The following is a 25,168-nucleotide window of genomic DNA, read 5'->3' as shown; positions in this document are numbered from 1 at the left end:
TCGACCGTGCGCGTTATAGGCCGAACACCTCAAGCGCGGTCGGGTTCAATTATTTCTCTTTCGTAACAAGTGCATCCAACCGGACGCCCGGCGCAACCAAAGTGCTCGCCGGGGATTGCACAATCGTCAGTCCTTCGACCGGGAGTTTCCCCTTTGCCCAGTGCTCCGCCACGCCTCAGACCCTTGCTTCATCCGCTCCATGGCCTTCTCTTGGCGTGGCCTGTCGCGATGTTTCCCGCAGCGCTGGCGAGCGACATCACCTATCTCAACAGTGCCGAGATCCAGTGGACCAATTTTTCCGCCTGGCTGATCACCGGCGGCTTGCTGGGCGGGGGATTTGCCTTGATTTGGAGCATCGTCGCGCTCTTGCGCCGCAAGGGCAGCGCCAGGTCGCGCCTCGCCATCGTTTCGGTGCTGCTGCTCATGATGATGATAGCAGGCCTTATCAACGCGTTTCAGCACAGCCGTGATGGCTGGAGTTCGGTCGGTACAACAGGTCTCATCTTGTCAATCATCAGCAGCATTCTGGCGGTCGCGGCGGGTTGGATCGCATATGCAGCCTATCGGGAGGACCGGCCTTGAAACATCATGCATTATGGCTGAGCGCCGGCCTCCTGACCCTGGCGGCATGCGGCAAAAGCGAGCCGGGACTGGACCAGACCGGTCCGCAGCCCGACCTGCCCGAACAGCGGCAGACCTTGCTGCCACCGATGAAGATCGCGACGCCGGCCGGATGGGACGGCGAAAAGCCGACTGCACCCAGCGGCTTCACGGTGACGGCGTTGGCCACCGGCCTCGCCATTCCGCGGCAAACGCTCGTTCTGCCCAATGGCGACATATTGGTCGCCGAAGGGTCAGGCGGCGGCGCCCCCGCGCTTCGGCCCAAGGACGTTATCGCCACCTATATCAAGGCCATGGGAAAATCATCCGTCAAGGGCGGCAATCGCGTGACCTTGTTGCGCGATGCCGACAATGATGGTCGCGCGGAGTTGCGCACCAGTTTCATCACCGGCCTGAACGCCCCCTATGGCCTCGCCTATGTCGATGGGCAGATCTATGTCGCCGATCAAGATGCGCTTGTGCGCTTTCCCTACCGCGAAGGTGTGACGCGCATAACCTCCCCGGGCGTCGAGCTTCTCAAGCTCCCCTCCCACATCAATCATCACTGGACCAAGTCGCTGGCTGCGGGGCCGGATGGATCGAGGCTGTATGTCGGCATCGGCTCCAACAGCAATGTCGGCGAGCGCGGCATGGGGGTAGAGCAGGATCGGGCGGTCATCTGGGAAATCGACCGACAAAGCGGCATGCATCGGACTTATGCATCGGGCATCCGTAACCCCACCGCCCTCGCCATCGAACCCCGCACGCAGCGCCTGTGGGCGGTTGTCAACGAACGCGACGAATTGGGACCGCAGTTGGTCCCTGATTATCTGACGAGCGTCCGCCCTGGCGCCTTTTACGGCTGGCCCTACAGCTATTGGGGCCAGAATGTCGATCCGCGCGTTCGACCGCAAAAGCCCGATATGGTCCGTCGGGCGATCCGTCCGGATTATGCGCTGGGGTCTCATGTCGCTGCCCTTGGCGTCAGTTTCACCACTGACGGCGGCTTTGGCGGCGGCTTTTCCGAGGGCGCGTTCGTCGGGGAGCATGGGAGCTGGAACCGGCAGGATCTGGCGGGCTATAAGGTCGTCTGGGTGCCCTTTTCGAACGGTCGCCCGTCCGGTGAACCGCAGGATTTCCTGACCGGCTTCATCAAGGGCGACCACGCCCGGGGCCGCCCCGTCGGCGTCACTTATGACCCTGTGCACAAAGCGCTGATCGTCGCCGATGACGTGTCCAACACGATATGGCGGGTCGCGCCCGATCGCCGGTAACGGCCCTGCGCGCGCCTGGTTGACGCGCGCAGGACTTTGATGACGGCGGAAATTCGCCGCTGATCAGCCTGGTCGGCAATCGCCTGCCGCTGGCATCCAAAATGAATGTCTCTGCGCGACTGTCGCAATGGTTCGACGCCGGCCCGGGACGCCTCGATTGGCAGGCGCTGCTGAACTACCGATCCTCCTATTATCTAAGCCAGTTCAACGAGGACGACATCGTCTTCCTTGATGGAACGCGTCAGGACGCGTTGTCAGCAGGTTTTCCCGATCGGCAGAAAGGGCTATGTCACTCTCAGTCTGAGCATCGGCTACACAATCAAGAATTTTCGCATTGAAGGCTGGGCAAGCAAATTCTTCAATGACGCACGTAGCTACGGGATGCATGTGAGGGTGAATTTCTAAACCCGGGAATAGCCGCCTGCGCCCTGTCGGGACGCGGGCGGCTGTTTGTCAGACCGCCACATTATCTCCGGACAGAATGAGGGCCAATCCGATGGCGTTTCGCGCGGCTGGCGGCAATGCCACCTCCAGCGCGTCGGTCGTGCGCGTAAATCTGAGCGGTTCGGTGCTGCCCGGTAGGGTGACGCGTTCGACCGTCCCTCTTAGCGTTGGATCCTTGCCCGCGAGCAAGGTCAACCGCGCGACATTGTCATCTGGCCAACCCAGAATGAAGGCATGGAGGTTACTTCCCTTAGTGACGTAGCGGATATCCCTGGCGCCATAGGGGGACACCGGCCCGCCTTCCGAAAACAGACCCGTATTGCCGGTGGTCGGCCCTTCGCCATTGCGCCGCCATGGCCGCGTGCCATAGATTGCTTCCCCAAATCCCGCCATCCAGGCGGCAATGTCCTCGACGATCTTTTCAGCCTTGTCGTCGATCGTTCCATCGCCGCGCATCGGCACCGACACCATCAGATTGCCGTTTTTCGACACTACGTCGCATAAGGTGTGCAGCACGGTAGCGGCCGATTTATACCCGCCGCGTTCATAGAGTTCCGCGTCATAATGCCAGTTTCCAAGGCAGGTGTCGGTTTGCCATGGGAAGCGTTCAATGTAATTTTTGCCGCCGCGTTCTACGTCATCGACCACGCCCATCCGCCGCTGCGGCGGGATCATCTTGGCAGTCACGACCGCTTCCAGACTACCATTATGCCAGCGCATCGACTGGTTGTAGAAATAAGCTGCGATATCAAGGCCATATTGTTCGAGCGGAAGATCGAAATTGTCGAAATAGACCATGTCCGGACGGTATTTGTCGATCAGTTCGCGACAGCGCAAAAACCAATTGTGCGCAAAAGCAGGGTCGGCAGGCATACCCTCATTCCACAATCTGTCGGTGCCTTCATGCCACTCATTGGCCTCCGCGATGGTGCGGATGCCGTCTGGCATGGGCATCATGCGACCGGTATAGAGTTGTTGCGGATCAAGCCCCTGCCACCATTTTCCGCGGCCCTGCTCCGTCGTTAAGCGAAATGCGTCGTACCGTCGACCGGCATGGGGTCCTTCCGGATCATAGCCATAGGCAGGCTGGTTCCAGTGCCATGCATGGGATGAATGGTTGGATACGGCAAAGCGCATGCCCCGTTCACGCGCCAGCCTCTCCCACGTTCCGATAATATCTTTCTTCGGACCTACGCGCGTGCTGTTCCATGGATGATGAGAAGACGCATAGGCATCGAAATTGTCGTGATGGTTGGCCAGCGCCATGAAATATTTTGCGCCGGCGCGCTTATACAGGTCGAGCAATCGGGCAGGGTTCCAAGCCTGCGCCGTCCACTTATTCTGTATCTCCATGAAGCCAATATCGGTGGGGTGGCCATAATGCGCCAGATGATGATCATAGGCGCGACTGCCCTGGAGATACATGTTCCGCGCATACCAGTCGCCAGCTTCCGGCACGCATTGCGCGCTCCAATGCGCCCATATTCCAAACTTCGCGTCGCGGAACCAGTCGGGGACGCTGTAGCCGGCGGTCAGGGACGTCCAGTCTGGTGTAAAGCTGGTCGGGGCCGGGACGCGGACATCGCGGCCGGCGCCAAGCGGCGCCGGCAATGTAGAAGCGGACCCCTTGGAAAAAGCACCGGAGGCCGTCGCAGCGGCAGCGGTTCCCTTGATTAGTTGACGCCTCGTCGTCTTCATTGCACCCCTCCCGCCCGCCCCAGTTCGACAATCCGGCGGGATCGCGATGACGGCGGCAACTGACCAATATCTGGACCAAGGATCCATCTTTTGGCTGTGGGCATCAAGCCACATTTGCTTCCGGTCAGTTTGCCGCTTATCGACTTGGCAACGACTAACGACCGCACCCTGCGATCGGCTCTGGACTATCACCCATATCAGCCACCTCGACAGGACAACATCGGAACGTCAGTGGCCCTTAGTTGTCCGCCATCAGGCGATAGCCTACGCCCAGTTCGTTGATGATAAGCGCTGGGCGCGACGGGTCGGCCTCCAGCTTTTGGCGGAGGTTGCGCACCACGATACGTAGATAGTCGATACGACGATCAATCTCATGGGGCCATGCAGCCGCCAACACGCGCTGGTGCGTGACGACCCGTCCGGGATGCAGAGCAAGCTGGCTGAGCACCTCGAACTCCTTGCGGGTAAGATGCACCTCTTTGCCATCACGGCGAACCTCTCGATTGGCGAGATCGATCGTCACGGTGCCGGCCAGCACGATCGGTGACGCGCCCTGCGCCTCGATGCGGGCGCGCAGGGTCGCGCGCAATCGGGCAAGCACTTCTTCGCTATCAAAAGGCTTGGTTACATAATCATGCGCGCCCAGGTCGAGCGCGGCTACCTTTTGATCCGTGGATTCACGCGCCGACAGAATGATGATCGGCGCAGGGCATCGCTGCCGCAGGAGCGTCACGATTTCCAGGCCGTCGCGATCGGGGAGCCCCAGGTCGAGAAGAATGGCGTCCGGTGCGCCATTTTTCGCCTGCTCCAGAGCCTCGGCCGCCGTCGTAGCTTCGATGGGCACATAGCCCGCGCGCACCAGCGCGCTTTCCAGCAGGCGGCGAATGTGAAGGTCATCGTCGACGACCAGGATGCGGTTTGCGGTCATATATCAAGCGTTTCCTCCGGTGGCCGCACGAGCAATCGTTCCGGAAAATCGATGCTGAAACACGCGCCATGGCCATCGTCGCGATTCTGCGACTTTACGGTCATGCCCATTGCCTCGGCAAAGCCCTTGACGATCGCCAGCCCCAGACCCGTGCCACTGGCGGACCGATCGGAACCCTCCAGGCGGCGGAAAGTTTCGAATACCTCTGCTTCTCGACCCGCCGGAAGCCCCATGCCGCAATCGATGACCGACAGGACGAGCCCGTCGATGGTCCGCTTCGCGTGGACGATGATGGCTGTTCCAGGGTCGCCATAGCGCCCCGCATTGTCGAACAGGTTGAGCAGGCAATGATGGAAAAGCTGCGGATCCACCATCACCAGCGGCAGGTCGGGCGCGACATTGAGTTCTATAGGATGCCCATCAAGCGAACGGCGAGTGTCATGGACGGCGGCACTGACCGCATCGGTAAGATCGACCGGTTCGAGATGGAGTTTAAGCGCGCCAGCCTCGACGCGGGCCATATCGAGCAGGTTGGCCACGAAGCGGTTAAGGCGGGTCGCCTCGCCCTCCAGCGTGTCGAGCAGCGGATCGGGATATTTGCGGCGCAGTTCGCCCGCCGCCGCCAGAACCGATGTCAGCGGCGTTCGCAAGTCGTGACTGACTGAAGACAAAAGCGCGGACCGCAAACGTTCGCGCTCCTGCATGGCGTCGATATCGCGCATCTCGCTTTCCAGCCGAAGGCGCTCAAGCGCGAGGGCCGTCTGATCGATGAGACTGCCCAGCAATGGCAACTGGTCAGAGCGAACCGGGTCCCTGCCATCTTCCTGCGCGAGGCCCAGGACCGCCAATATACGATCGCCTGCCTGGACTGGCTGAAATCGCCAGTCGGACGCGGTAAGCGTGCCGGTGCCACGGCCTGCCGGCTGGCCAGTATCCGTGACCCACTGCGCCGCAGCCATTTCCATCGTTTCGAGATTTGGTCCGGCATGGCTTGAAGCCTTTATGGACAGTCCGGCGGACCCCTGTTCGAGCATGACGACGCGGAGCGACAGCAGGCGCGCAATCTCCACGCAGGCCGCGTGCGCCACTTCTGCGGGATCCTTGAGCGATGTCAGGTGGCGCAGATAGCCGGCCAAAGCGGCGTTGGTCCGCGCGCTTGCAGCGGCAAGGTCTGCCTGCACGCGAACGTGGGACGTGAGTTGGCTGGTGACGAAGGCAACGCCCAACAGCACGAAGATCGAGATGATGTTTTCCGGATTGCTGATCGTCAGCGTGCCCGTCGGGGGCAGAAAGAAGAAATTATAGGCAAGACTGGAAGCCAGCCCGGCAAAGAGGCCCGTGCGCAGGCCGAACAGGCTCGCCGCCGCCATGACCGGGACGAGATACAACATGCCGACATTGCCAAGATCAAGGATGTGGAACAGCCCAGACCCGATCAGCGTCACCGCCACCACCCACGCGAATGTCCAGAGATATCCCGATGGCGCGCCCCAGGGAGACATTGTTGAGCTTGGAAGTTGCGCGCGCCCTATGCCGCTGGGCGACTCTTCTTCGAATGGCAACACATGCACGGCAACGCCAGGCGTTTCGCGCACGAGTCGGTCCACCACCGATCCGTGCCGCATTTCGAACAGCCGCGAACGGACGGATTTGCCGACGATAAGCTGGGTCGCGCGAGCGTCGAGCAGGAAAGCTTTCAGCCCTTGGGTAACAGTCGAAGCGGGCACGGTGGCAACCTGTCCACCCAACTGGGTGGCAAGAGCAAGCACGGCCGCGATACGCTGGTGCTCGTCCGGACCAAGCTGGCGCGTGCGCGCTGTTTCGACATGCACCGCTGTCCATGGCGCATGCAGCGCGTCCGCAATCCTCTTGGCCGCCCGCACAAGGCCGGTTGAGCCGGCAATTTCGCTGACAGCCACAACGATCCGCTCGCTACCCGCCCATGTGCCACCCAGCGCATTGGCCCGGACATGATCGAGCATCTGGGCGTCGACTGCTTGCGCCGCGCGGCGGAGCGCCAGTTCTCGCAGGGCGGAAAGGTTCGATTGCGAGAAGAAATGACCAAGTGCGCGTGTCGCTTCCTGCGGCAGGTAGACCTTGCCTTCCTTCAGCCGTTCGATCAGTTCGGCGGGCGGGATATCCACTACCTCAATCTCTGCCTGGTCAAGAATTGTGTCAGGCACCGTCTCACGCACGCGAACGCGGGTGAAAGAAGCAACGACGTCGTTCAGACTCTCGATATGCTGGATGTTGACGGTCGAATAGACATCTATGCCAGCGTCGAGCAGTTCTTCGACATCCTGATAGCGCTTGGGATGGCGGCTGCCGGCAGCATTGGTGTGCGCCAGTTCATCGACCAGCGCGAGTTGCGGGCGGCGCGCGAGCAGTTCGTCCAGATCCATTTCGGTCAGCATGTGACCCTGATGGTCTATCGCGCGGCGCGGCAGGATTTCGAGCCCGCGCGTCAGGGCTTCGGTTTCGGTGCGGCCATGGGTTTCGACGATCCCCACGATGACATCGACGCCGGCCTTGCTGCGGGCCATGCCTTGCGACAGCATCTCAAAGGTCTTGCCGACGCCGGGCGCGGCGCCAAGGAAGATTTTCAGCTTGCCCCTCCCTTCCTGCGCGGCTGCGCGCAGGAAGGCTTCGGGCGGAGGTCGATCTCGCTGCGTCAATGTGTCCCGCCGGTCCGCCGGTTCGCCAGTTGGTCAAGCTGCCGGTTGAGCGCCAAAAGATTCACGCGGTCTTCCCCCAGGAAACCCAGCAGCGGATGGTCGACATTCCGGTTCACCAGATCGCGTATCTGCGTTTCGGGCAATCCGCGGGCGCGCGCCACGCGTTTCACCTGCACAAGAGCGGAGGCCGGCGATAGATGAGGGTCGAGGCCCGATGCGCTGGCCGTTACGAGATCGATCGGTACTGGCCCGGTGATGCCAGCGTCCCGTTGCTTGTCGATGTCTGCGCGGACACGGGCGACTAGCGCCTTGGAAGTCGGGCCCAGGTTCGAACCAGACGAGGCAAGCCCGTCATAGCCTTTCCCCGCGGCCGAGGGCCGCGTCTGGAAATAGCGATCGCTGACAAAAGCCTGTCCGACCACGCTCGACCCGACCACATGGCCCTGTGAGTCGTGGACCAGGCTGCCATTGGCCTGAGAAGGAAAGAGCGCCTGTCCGATGCCGGTCATGACCAGAGGATAGACGATGCCGAGCAAAAGGGCGAACAGGATCGTGAGAATGATCGCAGGCCGCAATGACGTGACGAAATCCTTATTCATTGGAGCGCCTCCTCAGGCAAGACCCAGGCCGCCAACGGCCAGGTCGATGAGCTTGATGCCGATGAAGGGCGCGACGAGCCCGCCCAGTCCGTAGACCGCGAGATTGCGGGCCAGCAGCGGGCCGGCGCCCATGGGTTTGTAGGCCACGCCCTTCAGCGCCAACGGCACCAGCAACGGAATGATCAGCGCGTTGAAGATGATGGCTGACAGGATCGCGCTTTGGGGGGTCGCCAGCCCCATGATGTTGAGCACGCCGAGGCCGGGATAAAGGGCAACGAACATCGCGGGAATGATGGCGAAATATTTCGCCACATCATTGGCAACCGAGAAGGTCGTCAGAGCCCCACGGGTCATCAACAATTGTTTGCCCAAGCCGACGACTTCGATGAGCTTGGTCGGGTCGCTGTCCAGATCGACCATATTGCCCGCTTCGCGCGCCGCCTGCGTGCCGGTGTTCATCGCCACGCCGACGTCGGCCTGGGCAAGGGCCGGTGCGTCATTGGTCCCGTCGCCGCACATCGCCACCAGGCGTCCGCCCGTCTGTTCCTGGCGGATCAAGTCAAGCTTGTCCTCAGGGGTTGCCTGGGCCAGGAAATCGTCAACACCCGCCTCGGCCGCGATCGCCGCCGCGGTCAGCGGATTGTCGCCGGTAATCATGACCGTGCGGATGCCCATTTCGCGCAGTTCGGCGAAACGCTCCCGGATGCCGGCCTTCACCACATCCTTGAGGAAGATCGCGCCAAGCAGCTTGCCGTCCTTTGCAACCGCCAGAGGCGTGCCGCCGGCGCGGGCAATTTCATCCGTCACGCGCCGAAGTTCGGTCGCGGCCGCCATCTCGCTTGATCCGGGATTGGCCTTCAGGATCGAATCAACGGCGCCCTTCTGCACCAGCGAACCGGCGACCTGCACGCCCGAGATACGGGTTTGCGCAGTGAACGGGATGACCTCCGCGCCCTCGGGCAATCGGGTCGTATCGATGTGGAATTTTTCCCGGGCCAGAACGACGATCGAGCGCCCTTCAGGAGTTTCATCCGCCAGGCTGGCCAACAACGCCGCCTCCGCCAATGTTTCCGGCGTCGTGCCTGCCACCGGGCGGAACTCGCTTGCCTGACGGTCGCCGACCGTAATCGTGCCGGTCTTGTCGAGCAGGAGGACGTCCACGTCGCCGGCCGCCTCCACCGCACGCCCCGACTTGGCGAGCACGTTGAACCGCACGAGGCGGTCCATGCCGGCAATGCCGATCGCGGACAGCAGGGCAGCGATGGTGGTCGGGATGAGCGTGATCAGCAGCGCTGCAAGGATTGCGACGGGTATGCTGCCGCCGGCATAGCTGGCGAAGCTGGGGATAGTGCCGACCGCGATCAGGAAGATGATCGTGAGGCCGACGAGAAGGATGGTAAGGGCAATTTCGTTCGGCGTCTTCTGCCGTTCGGCCCCTTCCACCAGCGCGATCATGCGGTCGAGAAAGCCCTGCCCCGGCTCGGCGGTGATGCGCACCTTGATCTGGTCCGAAATGACCCGGGTGCCAGCGGTGACCGCCGACCGATCCCCGCCTGCTTCACGGATCACCGGCGCGGACTCGCCGGTGATCGCGGCTTCATTGACACTGGCGACGCCCTCGACGACTTCGCCATCGGCAGGGATGAGATCGCCCGTTTCCACCAGCACGATGTCGCCGGCGCAAAGCTGGCTTGCCGGCACCTGCTGCAAATGACCATTTTTCAGTCGTTTGGCGCTAAGCTCCGCCTTGGTTGCGCGGAGCGAGGCTGCCTGCGCCTTGCCGCGTCCCTCCGCCAGCGCCTCGGCGAACGTCCCGAAAAGCACCGTCAGCCACAGCCACATGGCAAGTTGCAGCTTGAAGCCGATGCCAAGGCTATCACCTCCCACCACGAGCAGGATCGTCATCAGCAGCGCGACGCAAGCCGTCACGAACATCACGGGGTTCCGGATCAACGCGCGGGGATGAAGCTTTTTGAACGCGTCGCCGATTGCCGGGATAATTAATTCGGCAGTGAACAGGGATTTGCCCGTCTGGGTCTTTGTGGTTGCGCGAGCCATGCGACGCCCCCCCTTAAAAGAGTTGCCCGTCGATCATCGCGAGATGATCGGCGATGGGACCGAGCGCGAGGCTCGGCAGAAAGGTCAGGCCACCGACGATCAGGATGATTCCTACCAGAAGGCCGACCCAAAGAGGCCCGGTCGTGGGGAATGACCCCGCGCTTTGCGGCGTGTATGTCTTGGCCGCCAAACTACCCGCGATCGCCAGCATCGGCACGATCACGAAGAAGCGGCCCAACCACATCGCGATGCCGAGCAGGCTGTTGTAGAAGGGTGTGCCCGCAGTCAGGCCGGCGAAGGCGGAGCCGTTGTTGCCTGTAGCCGAGCTAAAGGCGTAGAGGATCTCCGAAAAGCCATGCGGGCCTGCGTTGAGGGGGCTGACCAGACCGGCGGGTAGGACTGCGCTGACGGCTGTGAAGCCCAAGATGCATAGCGGGAGGATAGCGATTGCGAGCACCGCCAGCTTTACCTCCCTCGCCTCGATCTTCTTGCCGACATATTCGGGCGTGCGCCCCACCATCAATCCGGCGACGAAGACGGCCAGAATTGCGAAAAGCAGGAAGCCATAAATGCCCGCGCCCACACCACCGATGACGATCTCGCCCAATTGAATGTTGAACAGCGGGATCATGCCGCCCAGCGCCGTGAAACTGTCGTGCATCGCGTTGACCGCGCCGCAGGAGGCCGCGGTCGTGATGACCGAAAACAGGGCGCTGGCGGCGATCCCAAAGCGGACTTCCTTGCCCTCCATATTGCCGCCGGTCGTGCCGAGCGCATGGAGGACCGGGTTGCCGGCAGCTTCCTGCCAATATGTTACCGTGACGCCAGCCACGAACAGCACAAGCATCGCAGCCAGGATCGCCCAACCCTGCCGGCTGTTGCCGACCGCCTTGCCGAAGCACCAGGTCAGGCCGAAACCGATCATGAAGATCGACAACATCTGAACCAGATTGGTGAGCGCCGTCGGGTTCTCGAACGGGTGGGCCGAATTGGCATTGAAGAAGCCGCCACCATTGGTGCCCAACATCTTGATCGCTTCCTGGCTGGCCACCGGACCAAGTGCCAGGGTCTGCTTTGCACCTTCGAGCGTCATTACGTCGACCGACGCGGCCAGCGTCTGCGGAACGCCAGACGCTATCAGGAACAAGGCGTAGACGAAGCAGATCGGCAGCAGCAAATACAGGGTGACGCGCGTCACGTCGGCCCAGAAATTTCCAAGCGACTGCATCTCGCGTCGCGCGAAGCCGCGAAACAGCGCGAACGCGAGTGCGATCCCGGTTGCTGCCGACAGGAAATTATGGATCGTCAGGCCAAGCATCTGGCTGAGGTTCGACAGTGTCGCTTCACCCGAATACCATTGCCAGTTGGTGTTGGTCGTGAAGCTGACGGCGGTGTTGAAGGCGCCGTCGGCGCCAATGCCAGCATAGCCCAGCCCATTGAGAGGCAGCAGTCCCTGCAGCCGCAGAACCGCATAGGTGAAGATCATCAGCACGAAATTGAACAGCAGCATATGAACGGCATAGCGCCGCCAGCTCTGTTCCTCTGTCGGATCGATGCCGGCGAGTGTGTAGAAGCCGTTCTCGACCGGACCAAGCACCCAGTGAAGCGGCGTGCGCCGGCCTTCATACAGCGCAAACAGCCAAGCGCCGACCGGCTTGGTCAGCGCCAGCAGGATGCCCACGAAGACAAAAATCAGGATCCAGCCTTGGAAAGTCATGATATTGACCTCCCTTTCTAATATTTTTCAGGGCGGAGCAGCACCGCCACCAGATAGACGAGAAGACCAAGTGCGGTTACCGCAGCGAGCCAGAGATCAAGCGTCATCGCGTCACCTCACGCATGATCGCACAGTCGGGCATAGGCCAGTGTCGCCGCCAGCAGCCCCGCCATGGCACACAGCCAGAACAGATCCTGCATATGTCATCTCCTTCAAAATGCTGTGGAAAGTGAGAGGAGGATGGCGCCATCAGCGATGGAGCCCGAACCGTCCTGGCCCTTGCTGAAACTGGGCTGGAGATAGGCTGCTTCGCGCCGCCCGATGTCGGTATCGACATAGGCGACGCCCAACGTCAGGTTGCGCCAGACCGCGTCCATCCCCACCGACCAATCCCAATAAGCGCCCGTCGGCGCGACGCTGGTCGCATTGGGTCCGAGCCCGCGGTTGCCGTCGGAATGACCGATATGCGCTTTCGCACTGAGCGGCGTGCCCTTCAGCGCGACGGCTGCATCTCCCCAGATGTAAAGATTGTCTCCCCTCGCGCCTGGATGGGTATAGGTGCCCGACACAGCATCAGCGCCGGTCCGATACCAGCGTCCCAGCGCTTCCTGTTTCGGCGCATAGGCCACGCCCGCCGTCAGCGACGTCGGGCCGGCGGTTCCAGAGAATTTGACATAGGGTTCGGCGAAGTCGGACTTGTCTGCTCCGCCGGGATACATGTACCAGGTCAGACCGACGTCGAGCGCCAAATTTCCGGTGAGCGACCGTTTGTAGCCGGCGAGAAGATCCAGCTCCATATTGGCGCCGCCAAACGTCCCCCATCCAGACAGATTTGACGCCCACGCGCCCGCATAAGCGCCATCCTTGTGCGTCAGGGTGATGCCGCCCTGGAGCGCCATGCGATCGTCGCTCTGTGATATACCACGGAAGCGGTAATCGGATATGAGCATTGCAGAACCGCTGACAGCGATGTCGGGTGCCGGCATCGCAGCATCCTGTGCGAACGCTGGGGCGACCGAAAGCAGACTAACAAATGCCGCAACAGGAGCGGGCAAGCGATGCATGATATCTCCCCTTCGAAGGGCGGCGGAGGCGTTCCGCACGCGAAATCGTGAGGTGACGAGATATTAGCTGACGGCGTTAAATATCGAGATGGGCGCCTGCCCATTGACATAGTATTTGCATATAGAATGACGGGGCAGCACATCCGGCATTTCGGGTCGGGTTGCCGACGAATGACGGAGCAGCAACAGCAGGATCGACAAGGTTGTGGGCAAGCGCGGGTCCTTGCCGCAACAACGCCTTAAGTTTGGCGAAGGCCATCTCGATCGGGTTCATGTAGCGGCTGTAGGGAGGCAGGTAGAAGAGCTGGGCGCGCCGGGCGGTGATCGCTTCACGGATGCCGGGGACCTTGTGGGCGGGCAGATTGTCGAGCACCACGACATCGCCGCGCCGGAACGTGGGTGCCGGGACGTTGCGGACGTAGACCTGGAAGGTATCGCCATCCATCGGCCCGTCGAGCACCCAGGGCGCCGTCATGCCCGTCAGGCGCAGGCCGGCGAAGTGGCGACGCAAGAGTTTGGTAGGCCCGGCATCTCCTTATAATCACCATCAAACAATTGAATTTGAACTATATTTTCCCCTTAATATCTCAAAATACCCCAATCGATACCCCATTGGCTGCTTTGCTAGGGTCAGAACTTCTCCGGTTGCCGCAGTTGATGCAAGAGGTTTTCGACCGTGCGGTTATGATCTGCCCCCACCGAGTGGACCAATTGGTTTATTAGTGCATTAATCTCATCGCCGCCATATCCGGACGGAGGTGGAGCGAAGCGGAACCGGAGGCCGGATATGGCGGTGTCGCCGTTTCCGGTGCCGGTGGTCGATAGCCCAGGCTGTTATGCGGGCGGACGGTGTTGTAATGCCGCCGCCAGGCTTCGATCAGCACTTTGGCCTCGGCGAGGCTGTAGAAGATCTCGCCGTTGAGCAGTTCGTCGCGAAGCGACCCGTTGAAGCTTTCGTTATAGCCATTCTCCCATGGTGACCCCGGCGTGATGTAGAGCGTCTTCACGCCGATCTGCCCCAACCATTTCTGGACGGCAGTCGCGATAAATTCGCTGCCATTATCGGATCGTATATGTGCCGGAGGGCCGCGCGAGATGAACAGGTCGGCTAAGGCCGCCAGAACATCCTCATGCTTGAGCTGACGCGCCACGACGAGCGCCAGGCACTCCCGGCTGGCCTCATCGATGATGGTCAGGATGCGGAACTTGCGGCCATCATGCGTGCGCCCTTCGACGAAGTCGTAAGCCCATACATGTCCCGGATATTCCGGCCGCAGGCGGATGCAGGATCCGTCATTGAGCCATAGACGCCCGCGCTTTGGCTGGCGCTGCGGAACCTTCAGCCCCTCACGCCGCCAGATCCGTTCGACCCGCTTATGGTTCACCGTCCACCCCGCATGGCACAGCAACGCCTTCACCCGGCGGTAGCCGTAACGACCATATTGCCTCGCCAAGGCGATGATGTCCTCTGTCAGCGCCTGTTCGTCATCCGCCCCGCGCGGCACCTTGCGCTGCGTCGATCGATGCTGACACAGTACCCTGCATATCCGTCGCTCGGATACCGGAAACTCTCGTCGCACATGATCAATGCAGCGTCGCCGCCGCGCGGGGCTTAGAAGTTTCCCTTTGCCGCCTCCTGCAGGATCAGCTTATCCAAAGTCAGGTCCGAGATCGCCCGGCGCAGCCGCTGGTTTTCCTTCTCCAGATCCTTCATCCGCCGTGCCTGGTCGGTCTTCAGCCCGCCATATTCCTTGCGCCAGCGATAATAGGTCTGCTCGCTGACCCCGATCCGACGGCATGCTTCGGCGGTCGAGGCCCCCTGCGCCAGCACAATCTCAACTTCACGCAGCTTGCCGATGATCTCTTCCGGCTTGTGCTTCTTGAATAGCATCTGTCATCCCTTTCGTGGTCCAGACTATCATAGTCTCTGGGCCACTCAGCAGGGGGCAGATCAAACTTCTGAGATGGCCGCCACTTCAAATCTCCTTGACAGATCGTCAACGCGGGCGTTGACAGTAAGAAAGATCGTTCCAAGGAGAGATGTGTCGTGAGTAGAGTTGAGACGAAGCTGGATTATGATGCGATCATCATCGGTGCAGGTGTAACTGGCATGAACCAGACCTACCTGCTCGACCGGGAAGGCTTGCGGGTTCTGGGCATCGAGGCGGGCGAGGATGTTGGCGGAACATGGTACTGGAACCGCTACCCCGGATGCCGCCTCGACACCGAAAGCTATACCTATGGCTATTTCGCGCTGAGCGGCATCATTCCCGAATGGGACTGGAGCGAAACCTTCGCGGGGCAGCCCGAGATGTTGCGCTATGCCAATTATGCGGCCGACAAGATGGATGTCCGCCGCCACTACAAGTTCCGCACCAAGGTGGTGTCTGCTCACTATGACGGCCTCGCTAATGTCTGGAAGGTCGGTCTGGACAGCGGCGAGAATCTGACCTGCCGCTTCCTGATATCGGCGACTGGCCCGTTGTCCGCCTCGCGAATGCCGGATTATGCGGGTATCGAGGACTTCAAGGGCGAAGCCTTTCATACGTCCCGCTGGCCGACCGACGCCGAGGGCAATCCGCAGACGATCGATTTCACGGGCAAGCGGGTCGGCGTCATCGGCACTGGCGCGACTGGCGTGCAGATCATTCCGATTGCCGCACAGTCCGCCCAGGATCTCTTTGTTTTTCAGCGGACGCCGAACTGGTGCACGCCGCTCGGCAATATGCCACTCGAAAAAGACGAGATGGATCTCATCCGCAAACGCTATCCCACCATCCTGGAATATGTGAAATCGACACCGACGGCGTTCCCTTACCATCGCGACACGCGCAAGGGGACCGAGGTTTCGGAGCCGGAGCGTGAGGCATTTTTCGAGCAGCTCTATAATCAGCCGGGCTATGGTATATGGCTCAGCAGCTTTCGCGATCTCCTGCTGAGCAAAGAATCGAACAAGTTCCTCGCCGACTTCATCGCGAAGAAAATCCGCCAGCGTGTGACCAATCCGGCGATCGCGGAGAAACTGATCCCGACGGACCACCCCTTCGGTGCGAAGCGCGTGCCGATGGAGACCAACTATTATGAGGCCTACAACCAGGCCAATGTCCATCTTATCGATATCAAGGATGGACCGATCCAGCATTTCACGCCCGGAGGGATCGTTACCGCTGACGGAGTCTATGACCTCGACGTGATCATCTTCGCGACCGGCTTCGATGCCGTCACCGGCTCGCTCGATCGCATCGACATCACCGGCAAGAACGGCCAGCGTCTAAAGGATGCCTGGGCCGATGGCCCTTCGACATTCCTGGGCCTCCAGGCGCGCGGCTTCCCCAATTTCTTCACGCTGGTCGGCCCGCACAATGGATCGGCCTTCTGCAATGTAGGCGTGTGCGGCGGCCTCCAGGGCGAATGGGTCACCCGCATGATCACCTATATGCAGGATCGCGGCCTGACCTTCTCGGAAGCCAGCGAAGCCGCCGAAGCGCAGTGGACCGAGGCGGTCTATGCCGATTTCGCCAGAACGCTCATGGCCGACGCCAATGCCTGGTGGGTCAAGACCACGACCAAGCCGGACGGTAGCACGGTAAAGCGCACCCTCGTTTATGTCGGCGGTGGCCCCGAATATCGCAAGCGCTGCGAGGAAGTGGCCTATTCCGATTATGCGGGGTTCGAACTCGCCTAGGCGTTTGATCACGGGTTCGCGCAGTTCATCCAGGATCGGCGAACCCGGCTCGAAGTGTGCAGTTTCATCGCCACAAGATCCACCCCGCGCGCCGGCGCGACCGTTCCGCAGGACGCCATCGGCGCATCTAGACCCGTCCACCAAAAGATGAGGAAGCCATGAAACCAATTTATATCCTGTCCGGCGTGCGTACCGCGATCGGCGACTTTGGGGGAAGCCTTCGCGATGTTCCGCCAGCCAAGCTCGGCGCTGCCGTCATCGCCGAGTCCATCGAGCGCGCCGGCATCGGCGCCGATCAGGTCGGCCATGTGGTCATGGGCAATGTCATTCCCAGTGAGCCGAAGGATGCCTATCTTGCCCGTGTCGCCGCGGTCGACGCCGGAATTCCGATCGAAGCGCCTGCACTGACACTCAACCGACTATGCGGCTCGGGCCTGCAGGCGATCATATCTGCTGCGCAGATGATCGCGCTCGATGAATGCGAGTTCGCCGTGGCCGGCGGCGCGGAGTCGATGACCCGCTCGCCCCATTCGGTGGCTGCGGCCCGCTTCGGTCAGAAGATGGGCGAGATCAAGATGGTCGATACGCTGCTCGCGGTGCTGAGCGATCCCTTCGAAGGCATGCACATGGGAATCACGGCCGAGAATGTCGCGGCCGATCATGATATCTCGCGGCAGGATCAGGATGAGCTTGCGGTCCTGAGCCATAGCCGGGCGGCACGAGCGCAGCAGGAGGGGCGCTTCACCTCCCAGATCCTGCCGATCGAGGTCAAGGATCGCAAGGGCACCAAAATGTTCGATACCGACGAACATGTCCGGGCCGACGTCTCTGTCGCGAGCCTGTCGGGTCTGAAGGCGGTGTTCAAGAAGGATGGCACCGTAACGGCAGGCAATGCTTCGGGGATCAACGACGGCGCGGCCGCGATCGTCCTTGCGTCGCAGGCCGCCGTCGACCGCGATGGCCTCAAGCCGCTCGCGCGGATTATTGGCTGGGGCCATGCCGGTGTGCAACCCGACCGGATGGGTATCGGTCCCGTCAAGGCGGTCCCTATAGCGCTCGAACGGGCGGGCCTGGCGCTCGAGCAGATGGACGTCATCGAGTCCAACGAGGCCTTTGCGGCGCAGGCGTGCGCGGTTGCCAAGGTGCTCGGGTTCGATCCGGAGAAGGTCAATCCGAACGGCTCGGGCGTATCACTGGGCCATCCGGTAGGTGCGACCGGTGCGATCCTGACCGTCAAGGCGATCTACGAGCTTGAGCGGATCGGCGGGCGCTATGGCCTGATCACCATGTGCATCGGCGGCGGTCAGGGCATCGCCATGGTGGTGGAGCGTGTGGGAGGCGCGGAATGAAGAAGCTTTTTCCCGACGCAGCCTCGGCGCTCGCCGGCATCTTGCAGGACGGTCTACTCATTGCCTCGGGCGGCTTTGGCCTCTGCGGCATTCCGGAAAGGCTGCTCGACGCGGTGCGCGACAGCGGTGTTTCCGGCCTGACCTTCGCCTCCAACAATGCCGGCATCGACAATGAGGGGATCGGCAAGCTGCTGCGCACGCGGCAGGTCGCCAAGATGATCGCCTCCTATGTCGGCGAGAACAAGGAGTTCGAGCGGCAATATCTGGCGGGCGAACTGGAGGTGGAATTCTGTCCCCAGGGCACGCTGGCGGAACGTATGCGCGCGGGTGGTGCGGGCATCCCCGGCTTCTACACCAAGACCGGCGTCGGGACGCAGGTGGCGCAGGGCAAGGAAGTGAAGAGCTTCGGCGGCGAGGACTATATCCTCGAACGCGGCATCTTCGCCGACCTCAGCCTGATCAAGGCGTGGAAAGCCGACGAGAGCGGCAATGTCATCTTTCGCAAGACCGCACGCAACTTCAACATGCCCGCTGCGACCTGCGGCAAGATATGCGTGGTCGAGGTGGAAGAAATCGTGCCGGTGGGATCGCTTGATCCCGATGCGATCCACCTCCCTGGCGTCTATGTCCAGCGCATGATCGTGGGGGCACCCTACGAGAAGAAGATCGAATTCCGCACCGTTCGTCAGAGGGAAGACGCATAATGGCCTGGAGCAGAGATGAAATGGCTGCGCGCGCGGCAAAGGAGCTTGAGGACGGCTTCTACGTCAATCTGGGCATCGGCATCCCGACGCTTGTGGCGAACCATATTCCGGCCGGTGTGCAAGTCACGCTCCAGAGCGAGAATGGCATGCTCGGCATCGGTCCCTTTCCGCTCGACGGCGAGGAGGATGCGGACCTGATCAATGCCGGCAAGCAGACGATCAGCGAACTTCCACAAACCGCCTATTTCAGCTCGTCGGACAGCTTCGCGATGATCCGTGGCGGGCATATCGACCTGACCGTGCTTGGCGCGATGGAGATTGCGGAGAATGGCGACATTGCCAACTGGATGATCCCCGGCAAGATGATCAAGGGCATGGGCGGCGCGATGGATCTGGTGGCGGGCGTCAAGAAGATCATCGTCGTTATGGAACACACTTCCAAGAATGGCGACCCCAAGTTCATTCCGGAATGCACGCTGCCGCTGACCGGCAAGAATGTGGTAGACATGATCATCACCGACCTGGCCGTATTCCAGCGGGCCGACCATGACAGCCCCTTCAGGCTGATCGAGCTCGGGCCCGGCGTGACGCACCAGGATGTCGCGGCAAAGACGTCCGCCTCCTTCGAGGTGGCGTTGTGACCGGCCGGTCGCCAAGGGACGCACGCGCGATCAGCGTGCGGACGGTGGATTATGTGGCGGACGGGCTGGCGATGCGCGGACATCTTGCCCTACCCGCTGGCGCAGGACCGCACCCTGGTGTCCTCGTCTTTCCCGAAGGCTATGGCCTGAGCGACCAGGCGATCCTGCGCGCCGAGCGGATTGCATCCGAGATGGGCTATGTCGCGCTGGCGTGCGACCTTCATGGCGAGGCGCGCGAACTGAGCGGGCTCGAGGAGGTTCTACAGAAGCTCGAACCCTTGCAGAGAAGCAGTGACTGCGTGCGCGAGCGTGTGGTGCCTGCCTATGAGGCGCTGCTTGCGCAACCGGAGGTCGATCCTGCGAAGATTGGTGCGATCGGCTTCTGCTTTGGCGGTACGATGGCGCTGGAGTTGGCGCTTACCGGCCGCGACATCGGAGCCGTGGTGGGCTTTCACAGCGGCCTGGCGTCGACCGCGCCACAGGATGCGCCGAACATCAAGGCAGCGATACTTTTGCGGACGATCCCTCCATCGACGCAGAACAGCGGCTGCATTTCGAGCAGACGATGCGGGAAGCGGAGGTTCGTTGGGAGATGCATGTCTATGGCGGGGTCCGTCACAGCTTCACAAATCCCAGGGCGCGTGAGCGTGGCCTTCCCGACTGGCTTCGCTACGATCCCGTTGCCGATCGTCGCTCATGGAATGCGATGCGGGCGTTTCTGGATGAACTTTGGGCAGCACCTGACGTCGGGACGAGCGGCAATCGCCATGACGTGATATAAGCTGGCGTGCGATGTCCAGCGGACCGGCACGCCTGCGCTACGACTAACACTTGCGCGGGAAATCCGAGGCGGCTGCTTCGCCGCCCGGCCAGCGCACCGGGGTCGTCGAGGCGAACGCCTCGCCGACCTCATCCCACGGTGCGATATGAACGGTGCGCATATCGCGTGAGGCAAAGCGCCAGACCTCGCCGTCTCGGACATAGCTGTCGACATAGCGGACGGCACCGACGACGCTGGTGCCCCCCAGGACCAGTTCCAGGTGCGCGCCGACAAGGCCGGTAGCCCGATCGTCGGACTCGAACCGGCACTGGACATAATGGGGAGTGTGTACCGTGAGCCCCATATAGGAACGAGCCGTCTTTATGAATTCGACGATGGCATCGCGACCGGTCGCATTGAGAACGCCCGAAGAACTGAATGTGGCGTCGGGAATGAAGCTGGCCGCCACGCTGTCGGAATCGTCATCGTCAGACGCCAGGAAATAGGAGACGACGAGATCCGAGATCGCATTGCGATCCTCCAGTCGGCGAATGCGTTGCTCCAGGTCCATTTCTCTCTCCTTCTATCGCGGCGCCATTCTGATCGCGCCGTCGAGCCTGATGACTTCACCATTGAGCATGGGGTTGCCGATGATGGCTTCCACCAGTTGAGCATATTCTTCCGGGCGGCCCAAGCGGCTGGGATGCGGGACCTGCTGACCAAGCGAATCCTGCGCCGGCTGGGGCAATCCCATCAGCATCGGCGTCAGGAAGATGCCCGGCGCGACCGTCATGACCCTGATCTTGTGCTGCGCCAGATCGCGGGCGACCGGTAGCGTCATGCCCACGACGCCTCCTTTTGACGCGGCGTAGGCCGCCTGACCCATCTGCCCGTCATAAGCAGCGACACTTGCGGTGTTGACGATGACGCCACGTTCCTCGCCGACAGGCTCGGCAGCGGTCAGAAGGGCGGCGAACTGGGCGATGACGTTGAAGCTGCCGATGAGATTGATCTCGACGGCGCGGCGAAAGCTGTCGAGCGGATGCGGCACATTTTCCCGACCGACCGTCTTGATCGCCGGCGCGACGCCTGCGCAATTCACCAAGATGCGCGCCGTTCCGTGCGCTTGTGCTGCGGCTTCCAGCCCATCCTTCACGCTCTGCGCGTCGGCGACATCGACCCGGTAGAACGCGCCGCCCAATTCCTGGGCCTTCCTGGTCCCCTGCTCCTCATTGAGATCGAAGATCGCGACCCGTGCGCCGTGCGCGGCAAGCATCGAGGCTGTCGCGCCACCCAGGCCCGATGCGCCTCCCGTGACGATTGCTGCGACATCACGCATGTCCATCGGTGTTTCCTTGAAAGTTGAATGAATAGGCTGCTGTCGCCCGGAAGGTTCATATTCTATTGCGCGCGGGCTCCAAGACTCGCGTCAACGCGGGCGGCTGCTTCGATCAGATGCGCGATATAGATATCGATGCCGCCTTCTGGAGGCTTGGGGAAACCATAGAGTGTCAGCGCCATTGCGACGGCGCCGTCGGTACCAAAAACCGGCACCGAGACGACCCGCGCCTGTCCCTTGGTCGCATCAGTCCATTCGGCCGGATCATAGGCCAGGTCGGAAATCAGCTCCTCCAGCGCCTCGACAGCGATCTCGTCGTCACCAGCAGCGGCCAGCTGCGCGGAGAAGATGCGTTGTGCCTCACTGATAAGGCCGACCGAGAAGCCGCGTTCGCGCACTGTGGCAAGAACGGTGGCCGCAGCGTCGCGGACCGGAACGTCGTGGCGGCCAAGCCAGGGGCCGACTTCCTGATCGGAGAGCCAGGCTGCGAACACCGACCCGGTCGGCAGGCGGAACGGCAATCGTTGCCCGACGAGCGTTGCGATGCCAGGAACATTTCCCTGTCCGGCACTCGCTGCCACGATCAGTTCCTCGCCGGCCCGGACGGTAACAATGCATCGTCCCCCGGTTTCGGCGGCAAGACGCTCCAGTTCGGCGCGCGCCCGATCGACCTGCCGAAGCTGGGCAAGAGACAGGCCCGGCGCTTCGCTCGCGACGAGCGATCCGGGGGCAAACTGGCCATAGCCGCCCTGAAAGAAGAGAAGAGGCAGTCCGCCGCCAGCGATGTCGAGCGCGACAATTTCGCCTGTGACCATCTCATGGTCCCCAGCATCAGTGATGGCGTAGCGTCGGCATTCTATCCACGCGACCACATCTTCAAGGACAGGACAGCCTCGATCCGAAATCCGGTGGGCGACGCCGTCAAATTTGTTTGGGTCCTTGGACGCCAGTTGGCGACAGACAGGCTCCTGCTCTGCGCCCAGGATATTAACGCAGAAATGATCACAATCACGTAACTTGGCCCAACTGCTCGATCCGCGATCGGGAAAGAAGGCGACCAACGCCGGATTTAACGAGACCGACGTGAAGGAACCCACGACCATCGATACGGGAACGCCATCGCTGTCCGTCGCGGTGATCACGCAGACACCGGTCGGATATTGCCCGAGAACCTGGCGATACCATTTGGGGTCGATGGAAAGGACTTGCTGAGAAGATAACACAGGGCGCCTCGTTCAGTATGGCGTTCAATCGGAGCCAGTCACGGGGTCGACGACGAAGCCGACTTTCAATGTGACCTGGAAGTGCTGGATCTGACTGTCCTCGATATGTCCACGGGTCTGGACCAACTCGAACCATCGCAGGCCATGCAGTGTCTCGCTGGCGCGCGCTATGCCGGTCTTGATCGCGTCGTCCACACTCGACGTGGAGGAGCCGACGATCTCAATAATCCGATAGACATGATCACTCATTACCTGGCTCCTCCTTGGTTAGGTCAGCGTCCGGTCCACACCGGCTTGCGGCGTTCGCCGGCGGCTTGTTCGCCTTCGCGCTTGTCCGCGCTCGCGGCATATTGCTCGATTTCCTCGAACTTCGTCATGAGGGCGACCTCAAGCGGGTAGCCGAGCCGATCGAGAGCCGCGACCTTCGCGGCCTGGTTGGCCAGCGGCGATGCGCCATTGATCTTGTCGGCCCATTTCTGCGCCGTGGCAGCAAGATCGGCGTAGGGTACGACCTCGTTGACCAAACCATAGCGCTCCGCGGCTTCCGCCTTGATGCGATCGCCGGTCAGGATCATAGCCATTGCGATATGGTGGGGAAGCTGGCGCACGGCGCGATGCACGACGCCGCATTCGCCGATGATGCCGACCTTTGTTTCGGGCAGACCGAACTGAGCTGTGTCGGCCGCAACGATGATGTCGGCGCACATGGCGAGTTCGAAACCGCCACCAACGCAGAAGCCCTGGACCGCAACGATAAGGGGCTTTTTCAATTTTACTAGCGGGCCGCCGATGCCGGTCAGGCCACCAGCCAGCGCCATGCGCGTTTTGCGCTCGGCGCCGCCGGAGACGTCCGCACCTATGCAAAAGCTTTTCTCGCCTTCAGCCGAAAGAATGACGGTCCAGATATCCGGGTCGTCGTTGATGTCGGTCCATGCCGCGAGCAGCAGATCATCCATCTCCTGCGTGATCGCATTGAGACCTTGCGGACGGTTGAGCTTCACATGCGCGGTATGGCCGTCTTTCGTGAATTCGATGTCAGACATTCATGGCTCCTTTAGCGCGACCAGTGGGCTCGTCGGCGCGACTTTATATTCCTGGATAACCGCCTTGAGGCCCTTGTCCTTCATACGGGCACGGATCTCGAGGACGGCGGGTGCGAGGTGCAGCAGCGCGTCGATCTCGGCGATGCCGGAGAGCGACTGACGGAAGCCTTGGGCTTCGGCCGCACGGTTGATAGAAAGCTTCTTGAGCCTGAGCACTTCGGGCGGCGTGAGGGCAATGCGCTCGGCCAGCGAGCGGACGCAGGCGATGAGGTCGTCGGCCGGAACGCAATGATTGGCCCAGCCCCATTCGACGGCGGTGGGTCCATCGATCCAGTTGCCCGGCACGAATGCAAATTCCTTCGCCCGTTTGTGCCCGACGAGGGAAACCCAGGCGGGAGCAATGAAGCCGCCGCCTATGGGAATGGTCGGTTCGCCGATCTTCACATTATCGGCAACCACCGTGATGTCGGTGAACACGCACATCTGTGCGGCGGCGGCCATGCAATACCCATGGACCGCCGCGATGACGGGCTTTGGGTGATCCCACATCTGCAACCAGCGCGCAACGTTGGCTTCAAGCCGGGCGCGGTCGGCCATCGGATCTGCCGGCCCCTTGTCGCCCCCGCCATAGCCTCCGAGATCGATGCCGGAACAAAAGCCCCTGCCCTCCCCCCGTATGGCGATGACCGGGCCCCCTTCATGCTTAAGCAATTCGAGCGCATGGCCGAACTCGTCGAGCAATTGCGGCGACAAGGCGTTGGCGGCCTCGGGACGATTGAGCACGATCCAGCTCAACGCCTCCTCATGCTCTATCCTGACGGTTTCATAGGGAGGCATGGAGCGATTATTCCAACCGGCCGATGGGGTTGGAAGCTTTGACGTGATAGTCGGTGGTCATGGTCGTGCGCAGCTCGCGGCGCTTGAACTTCCACTGTCCATCGACCTTGACGACGCGATCGAAGTACTGGCCGTAAAGGATGCCGTCGGGGCGCTCCTTAGTGTAGCGATGAACGGCCAAGACGATGGAGCGGACGTCCGCTTCGGTTTCGCTGACGAAGTCGACGACGACATTGGAATTATGGTGGCTGGTGCCCTTGAAGAAGGTGCCAATCCCGTCGAGCGTCTTCTTGTAAGCCTCGATGCCGACCGCGCCGAAATTGGGCGCATAGCTGACCTCGCAATCATCCACGAAGAGCGTGGCCATGCTCGTCGGATCGTTCATGTCGAGATAGTAAGAATATTCGAACATCATCCGTTCGATCGCCTGTTGCTCCAAAAGCTGCGAGATCTGGCTGTCTGTCATTTTTAATCATTCTCCTTTCGGGGCAGAAGTCTCTCCCGCTCGCCCCTTCACCGAGCGGGAGAGC

The 25,168-nt window shown here is 61.5% G+C and carries 24 protein-coding genes and 2 pseudogenes; 9 read left to right on the top strand and 17 right to left on the bottom strand.

Going from position 1 to position 25,168, the window contains the following annotated elements; genetic code table 11:
* Window positions 1-153 precede the first annotated feature (153 nt).
* The 3 genes from LL253_RS14525 (at window position 154) to LL253_RS14515 (ending at window position 2,212) form a co-directional block, all read left to right on the top strand.
* Window positions 154-582 (top strand): DUF2231 domain-containing protein, encoded by a 429-nt coding sequence (locus LL253_RS14525; RefSeq protein WP_323133417.1) that lies wholly within the window; start codon window positions 154-156, stop codon window positions 580-582.
* Window positions 579-1,874, top strand: a complete 1,296-nt coding sequence (locus tag LL253_RS14520) for a PQQ-dependent sugar dehydrogenase (RefSeq protein WP_228227636.1) — start codon at window positions 579-581, stop codon at window positions 1,872-1,874. Before LL253_RS14525 ends, LL253_RS14520 begins: the two co-directional genes overlap by 4 nt.
* A 101-nt stretch (window positions 1,875-1,975) precedes the next feature.
* Window positions 1,976-2,212, top strand: a complete 237-nt coding sequence (locus LL253_RS14515; RefSeq protein WP_228227635.1) for a hypothetical protein — start codon at window positions 1,976-1,978, stop codon at window positions 2,210-2,212.
* Between the two features lie 115 nt (window positions 2,213-2,327).
* Here the strand turns inward: LL253_RS14515 and LL253_RS14510 are convergent, their stop codons facing one another.
* From LL253_RS14510 to LL253_RS14465, 10 genes and pseudogenes are all read right to left on the bottom strand, one after another.
* Window positions 2,328-3,929, bottom strand: coding sequence for an alpha-L-fucosidase (locus tag LL253_RS14510; RefSeq protein ID WP_228227634.1), 1,602 nt, complete (start codon window positions 3,927-3,929; stop codon window positions 2,328-2,330).
* A 325-nt stretch (window positions 3,930-4,254) separates the two neighbouring features.
* The gene (locus LL253_RS14505) at window positions 4,255-4,944 is read right to left on the bottom strand and encodes a response regulator (RefSeq protein WP_228223057.1); all 690 of its coding nucleotides are present in this window, start codon (window positions 4,942-4,944) and stop codon (window positions 4,255-4,257) included.
* Window positions 4,941-7,619: a sensor histidine kinase gene (locus tag LL253_RS14500; RefSeq protein WP_228227633.1), complete on the bottom strand. Its 2,679-nt coding sequence runs from the start codon at window positions 7,617-7,619 to the stop codon at window positions 4,941-4,943. The genes LL253_RS14505 and LL253_RS14500 overlap by 4 nt, the downstream gene beginning before the upstream one ends.
* Complete coding sequence (kdpC, locus tag LL253_RS14495; protein ID WP_228227632.1) at window positions 7,616-8,218, bottom strand: potassium-transporting ATPase subunit KdpC; 603 nt, start codon at window positions 8,216-8,218, stop codon at window positions 7,616-7,618. Before kdpC ends, LL253_RS14500 begins: the two co-directional genes overlap by 4 nt.
* A 12-nt stretch (window positions 8,219-8,230) precedes the next feature.
* On the bottom strand, window positions 8,231-10,276 hold the full coding sequence (gene kdpB / locus LL253_RS14490; RefSeq protein ID WP_228227631.1) for a potassium-transporting ATPase subunit KdpB: 2,046 nt from the start codon (window positions 10,274-10,276) through the stop codon (window positions 8,231-8,233).
* 13 nt (window positions 10,277-10,289) lie between these two features.
* Window positions 10,290-11,993 (bottom strand): potassium-transporting ATPase subunit KdpA, encoded by a 1,704-nt coding sequence (kdpA, locus tag LL253_RS14485; protein ID WP_228227630.1) that lies wholly within the window; start codon window positions 11,991-11,993, stop codon window positions 10,290-10,292.
* Window positions 11,994-12,010: 17 nt separating this feature from the next.
* Complete coding sequence (gene kdpF / locus LL253_RS14480) at window positions 12,011-12,100, bottom strand: K(+)-transporting ATPase subunit F (protein WP_009823688.1); 90 nt, start codon at window positions 12,098-12,100, stop codon at window positions 12,011-12,013.
* Between the two features lie 105 nt (window positions 12,101-12,205).
* Window positions 12,206-13,057: a TorF family putative porin gene (locus LL253_RS14475; protein WP_228227629.1), complete on the bottom strand. Its 852-nt coding sequence runs from the start codon at window positions 13,055-13,057 to the stop codon at window positions 12,206-12,208.
* A gap of 223 nt (window positions 13,058-13,280) precedes the next feature.
* Window positions 13,281-13,553 (bottom strand): annotated as a pseudogene (locus LL253_RS14470) (transposase); the annotation flags it as partial.
* Window positions 13,554-13,776: 223 nt separating this feature from the next.
* A protein-coding gene (locus LL253_RS14465) for an IS3 family transposase (RefSeq protein ID WP_407696109.1) occupies window positions 13,777-14,948 on the bottom strand; the annotation gives its coding sequence in 2 pieces (ribosomal slippage) (window positions 13,777-14,687 and window positions 14,687-14,948; 1,173 coding nt in all).
* A 156-nt stretch (window positions 14,949-15,104) separates the two neighbouring features.
* On the opposite strand from LL253_RS14465, the gene LL253_RS14460 reads away from it, so the two are divergent.
* The 6 genes and pseudogenes from LL253_RS14460 to LL253_RS19830 all read left to right on the top strand — a co-directional run bounded on the left by LL253_RS14460 (window position 15,105) and on the right by LL253_RS19830 (window position 20,217).
* Window positions 15,105-16,742 (top strand): flavin-containing monooxygenase, encoded by a 1,638-nt coding sequence (locus LL253_RS14460; protein WP_228227627.1) that lies wholly within the window; start codon window positions 15,105-15,107, stop codon window positions 16,740-16,742.
* Between the two features lie 158 nt (window positions 16,743-16,900).
* Window positions 16,901-18,091: a beta-ketothiolase BktB gene (gene bktB, locus LL253_RS14455; RefSeq protein ID WP_228227626.1), complete on the top strand. Its 1,191-nt coding sequence runs from the start codon at window positions 16,901-16,903 to the stop codon at window positions 18,089-18,091.
* Window positions 18,088-18,795 (top strand): CoA transferase subunit A, encoded by a 708-nt coding sequence (locus LL253_RS14450; protein WP_228227625.1) that lies wholly within the window; start codon window positions 18,088-18,090, stop codon window positions 18,793-18,795. Before bktB ends, LL253_RS14450 begins: the two co-directional genes overlap by 4 nt.
* Window positions 18,795-19,436, top strand: a complete 642-nt coding sequence (locus LL253_RS14445) for a 3-oxoacid CoA-transferase subunit B (RefSeq protein ID WP_228227624.1) — start codon at window positions 18,795-18,797, stop codon at window positions 19,434-19,436. The genes LL253_RS14450 and LL253_RS14445 overlap by 1 nt, the downstream gene beginning before the upstream one ends.
* Window positions 19,437-19,507: 71 nt before the next feature.
* Window positions 19,508-19,891: pseudogene (locus LL253_RS19835) on the top strand (dienelactone hydrolase family protein); the annotation flags it as partial.
* A gap of 110 nt (window positions 19,892-20,001) precedes the next feature.
* Entirely contained in the window at window positions 20,002-20,217 is a 216-nt protein-coding gene (locus LL253_RS19830; protein ID WP_266101026.1) for a dienelactone hydrolase family protein, read from the top strand.
* A gap of 43 nt (window positions 20,218-20,260) precedes the next feature.
* Here LL253_RS19830 and LL253_RS14435 read toward each other — a convergent pair whose 3' ends face one another.
* The 7 genes from LL253_RS14435 to LL253_RS14405 are packed head-to-tail and all read right to left on the bottom strand — an operon-like array spanning window position 20,261 to window position 25,104.
* Window positions 20,261-20,767 (bottom strand): nuclear transport factor 2 family protein, encoded by a 507-nt coding sequence (locus tag LL253_RS14435; protein WP_228227623.1) that lies wholly within the window; start codon window positions 20,765-20,767, stop codon window positions 20,261-20,263.
* Window positions 20,768-20,779: 12 nt separating this feature from the next.
* The gene (locus LL253_RS14430; protein ID WP_228227622.1) at window positions 20,780-21,541 is read right to left on the bottom strand and encodes an SDR family NAD(P)-dependent oxidoreductase; all 762 of its coding nucleotides are present in this window, start codon (window positions 21,539-21,541) and stop codon (window positions 20,780-20,782) included.
* 56 nt (window positions 21,542-21,597) lie between these two features.
* Window positions 21,598-22,758, bottom strand: a complete 1,161-nt coding sequence (locus tag LL253_RS19935) for a flavin reductase (protein ID WP_323133416.1) — start codon at window positions 22,756-22,758, stop codon at window positions 21,598-21,600.
* 24 nt (window positions 22,759-22,782) lie between these two features.
* Complete coding sequence (locus tag LL253_RS14420) at window positions 22,783-23,007, bottom strand: dodecin (protein WP_228227621.1); 225 nt, start codon at window positions 23,005-23,007, stop codon at window positions 22,783-22,785.
* Between the two features lie 23 nt (window positions 23,008-23,030).
* Window positions 23,031-23,801 carry an enoyl-CoA hydratase-related protein gene (locus tag LL253_RS14415; RefSeq protein ID WP_009821808.1) on the bottom strand — a complete coding sequence of 257 codons (771 nt, stop codon included), beginning with the start codon at window positions 23,799-23,801 and terminating at the stop codon, window positions 23,031-23,033.
* Entirely contained in the window at window positions 23,802-24,638 is an 837-nt protein-coding gene (locus LL253_RS14410) for an enoyl-CoA hydratase-related protein (protein WP_228227620.1), read from the bottom strand.
* Window positions 24,639-24,645: 7 nt separating this feature from the next.
* A complete protein-coding gene (locus tag LL253_RS14405) occupies window positions 24,646-25,104 on the bottom strand; it encodes a nuclear transport factor 2 family protein (protein ID WP_228227619.1) in 459 nt (152 codons plus the stop codon).
* Between the last annotated feature and the right edge of the window lie 64 nt (window positions 25,105-25,168).

The sequence above is a fragment of the Sphingobium soli genome (assembly GCF_020782245.1).
Lineage (GTDB): Bacteria > Pseudomonadota > Alphaproteobacteria > Sphingomonadales > Sphingomonadaceae > Sphingobium > Sphingobium soli.
This window is presented reverse-complemented; position numbering and strand designations above follow the sequence as displayed.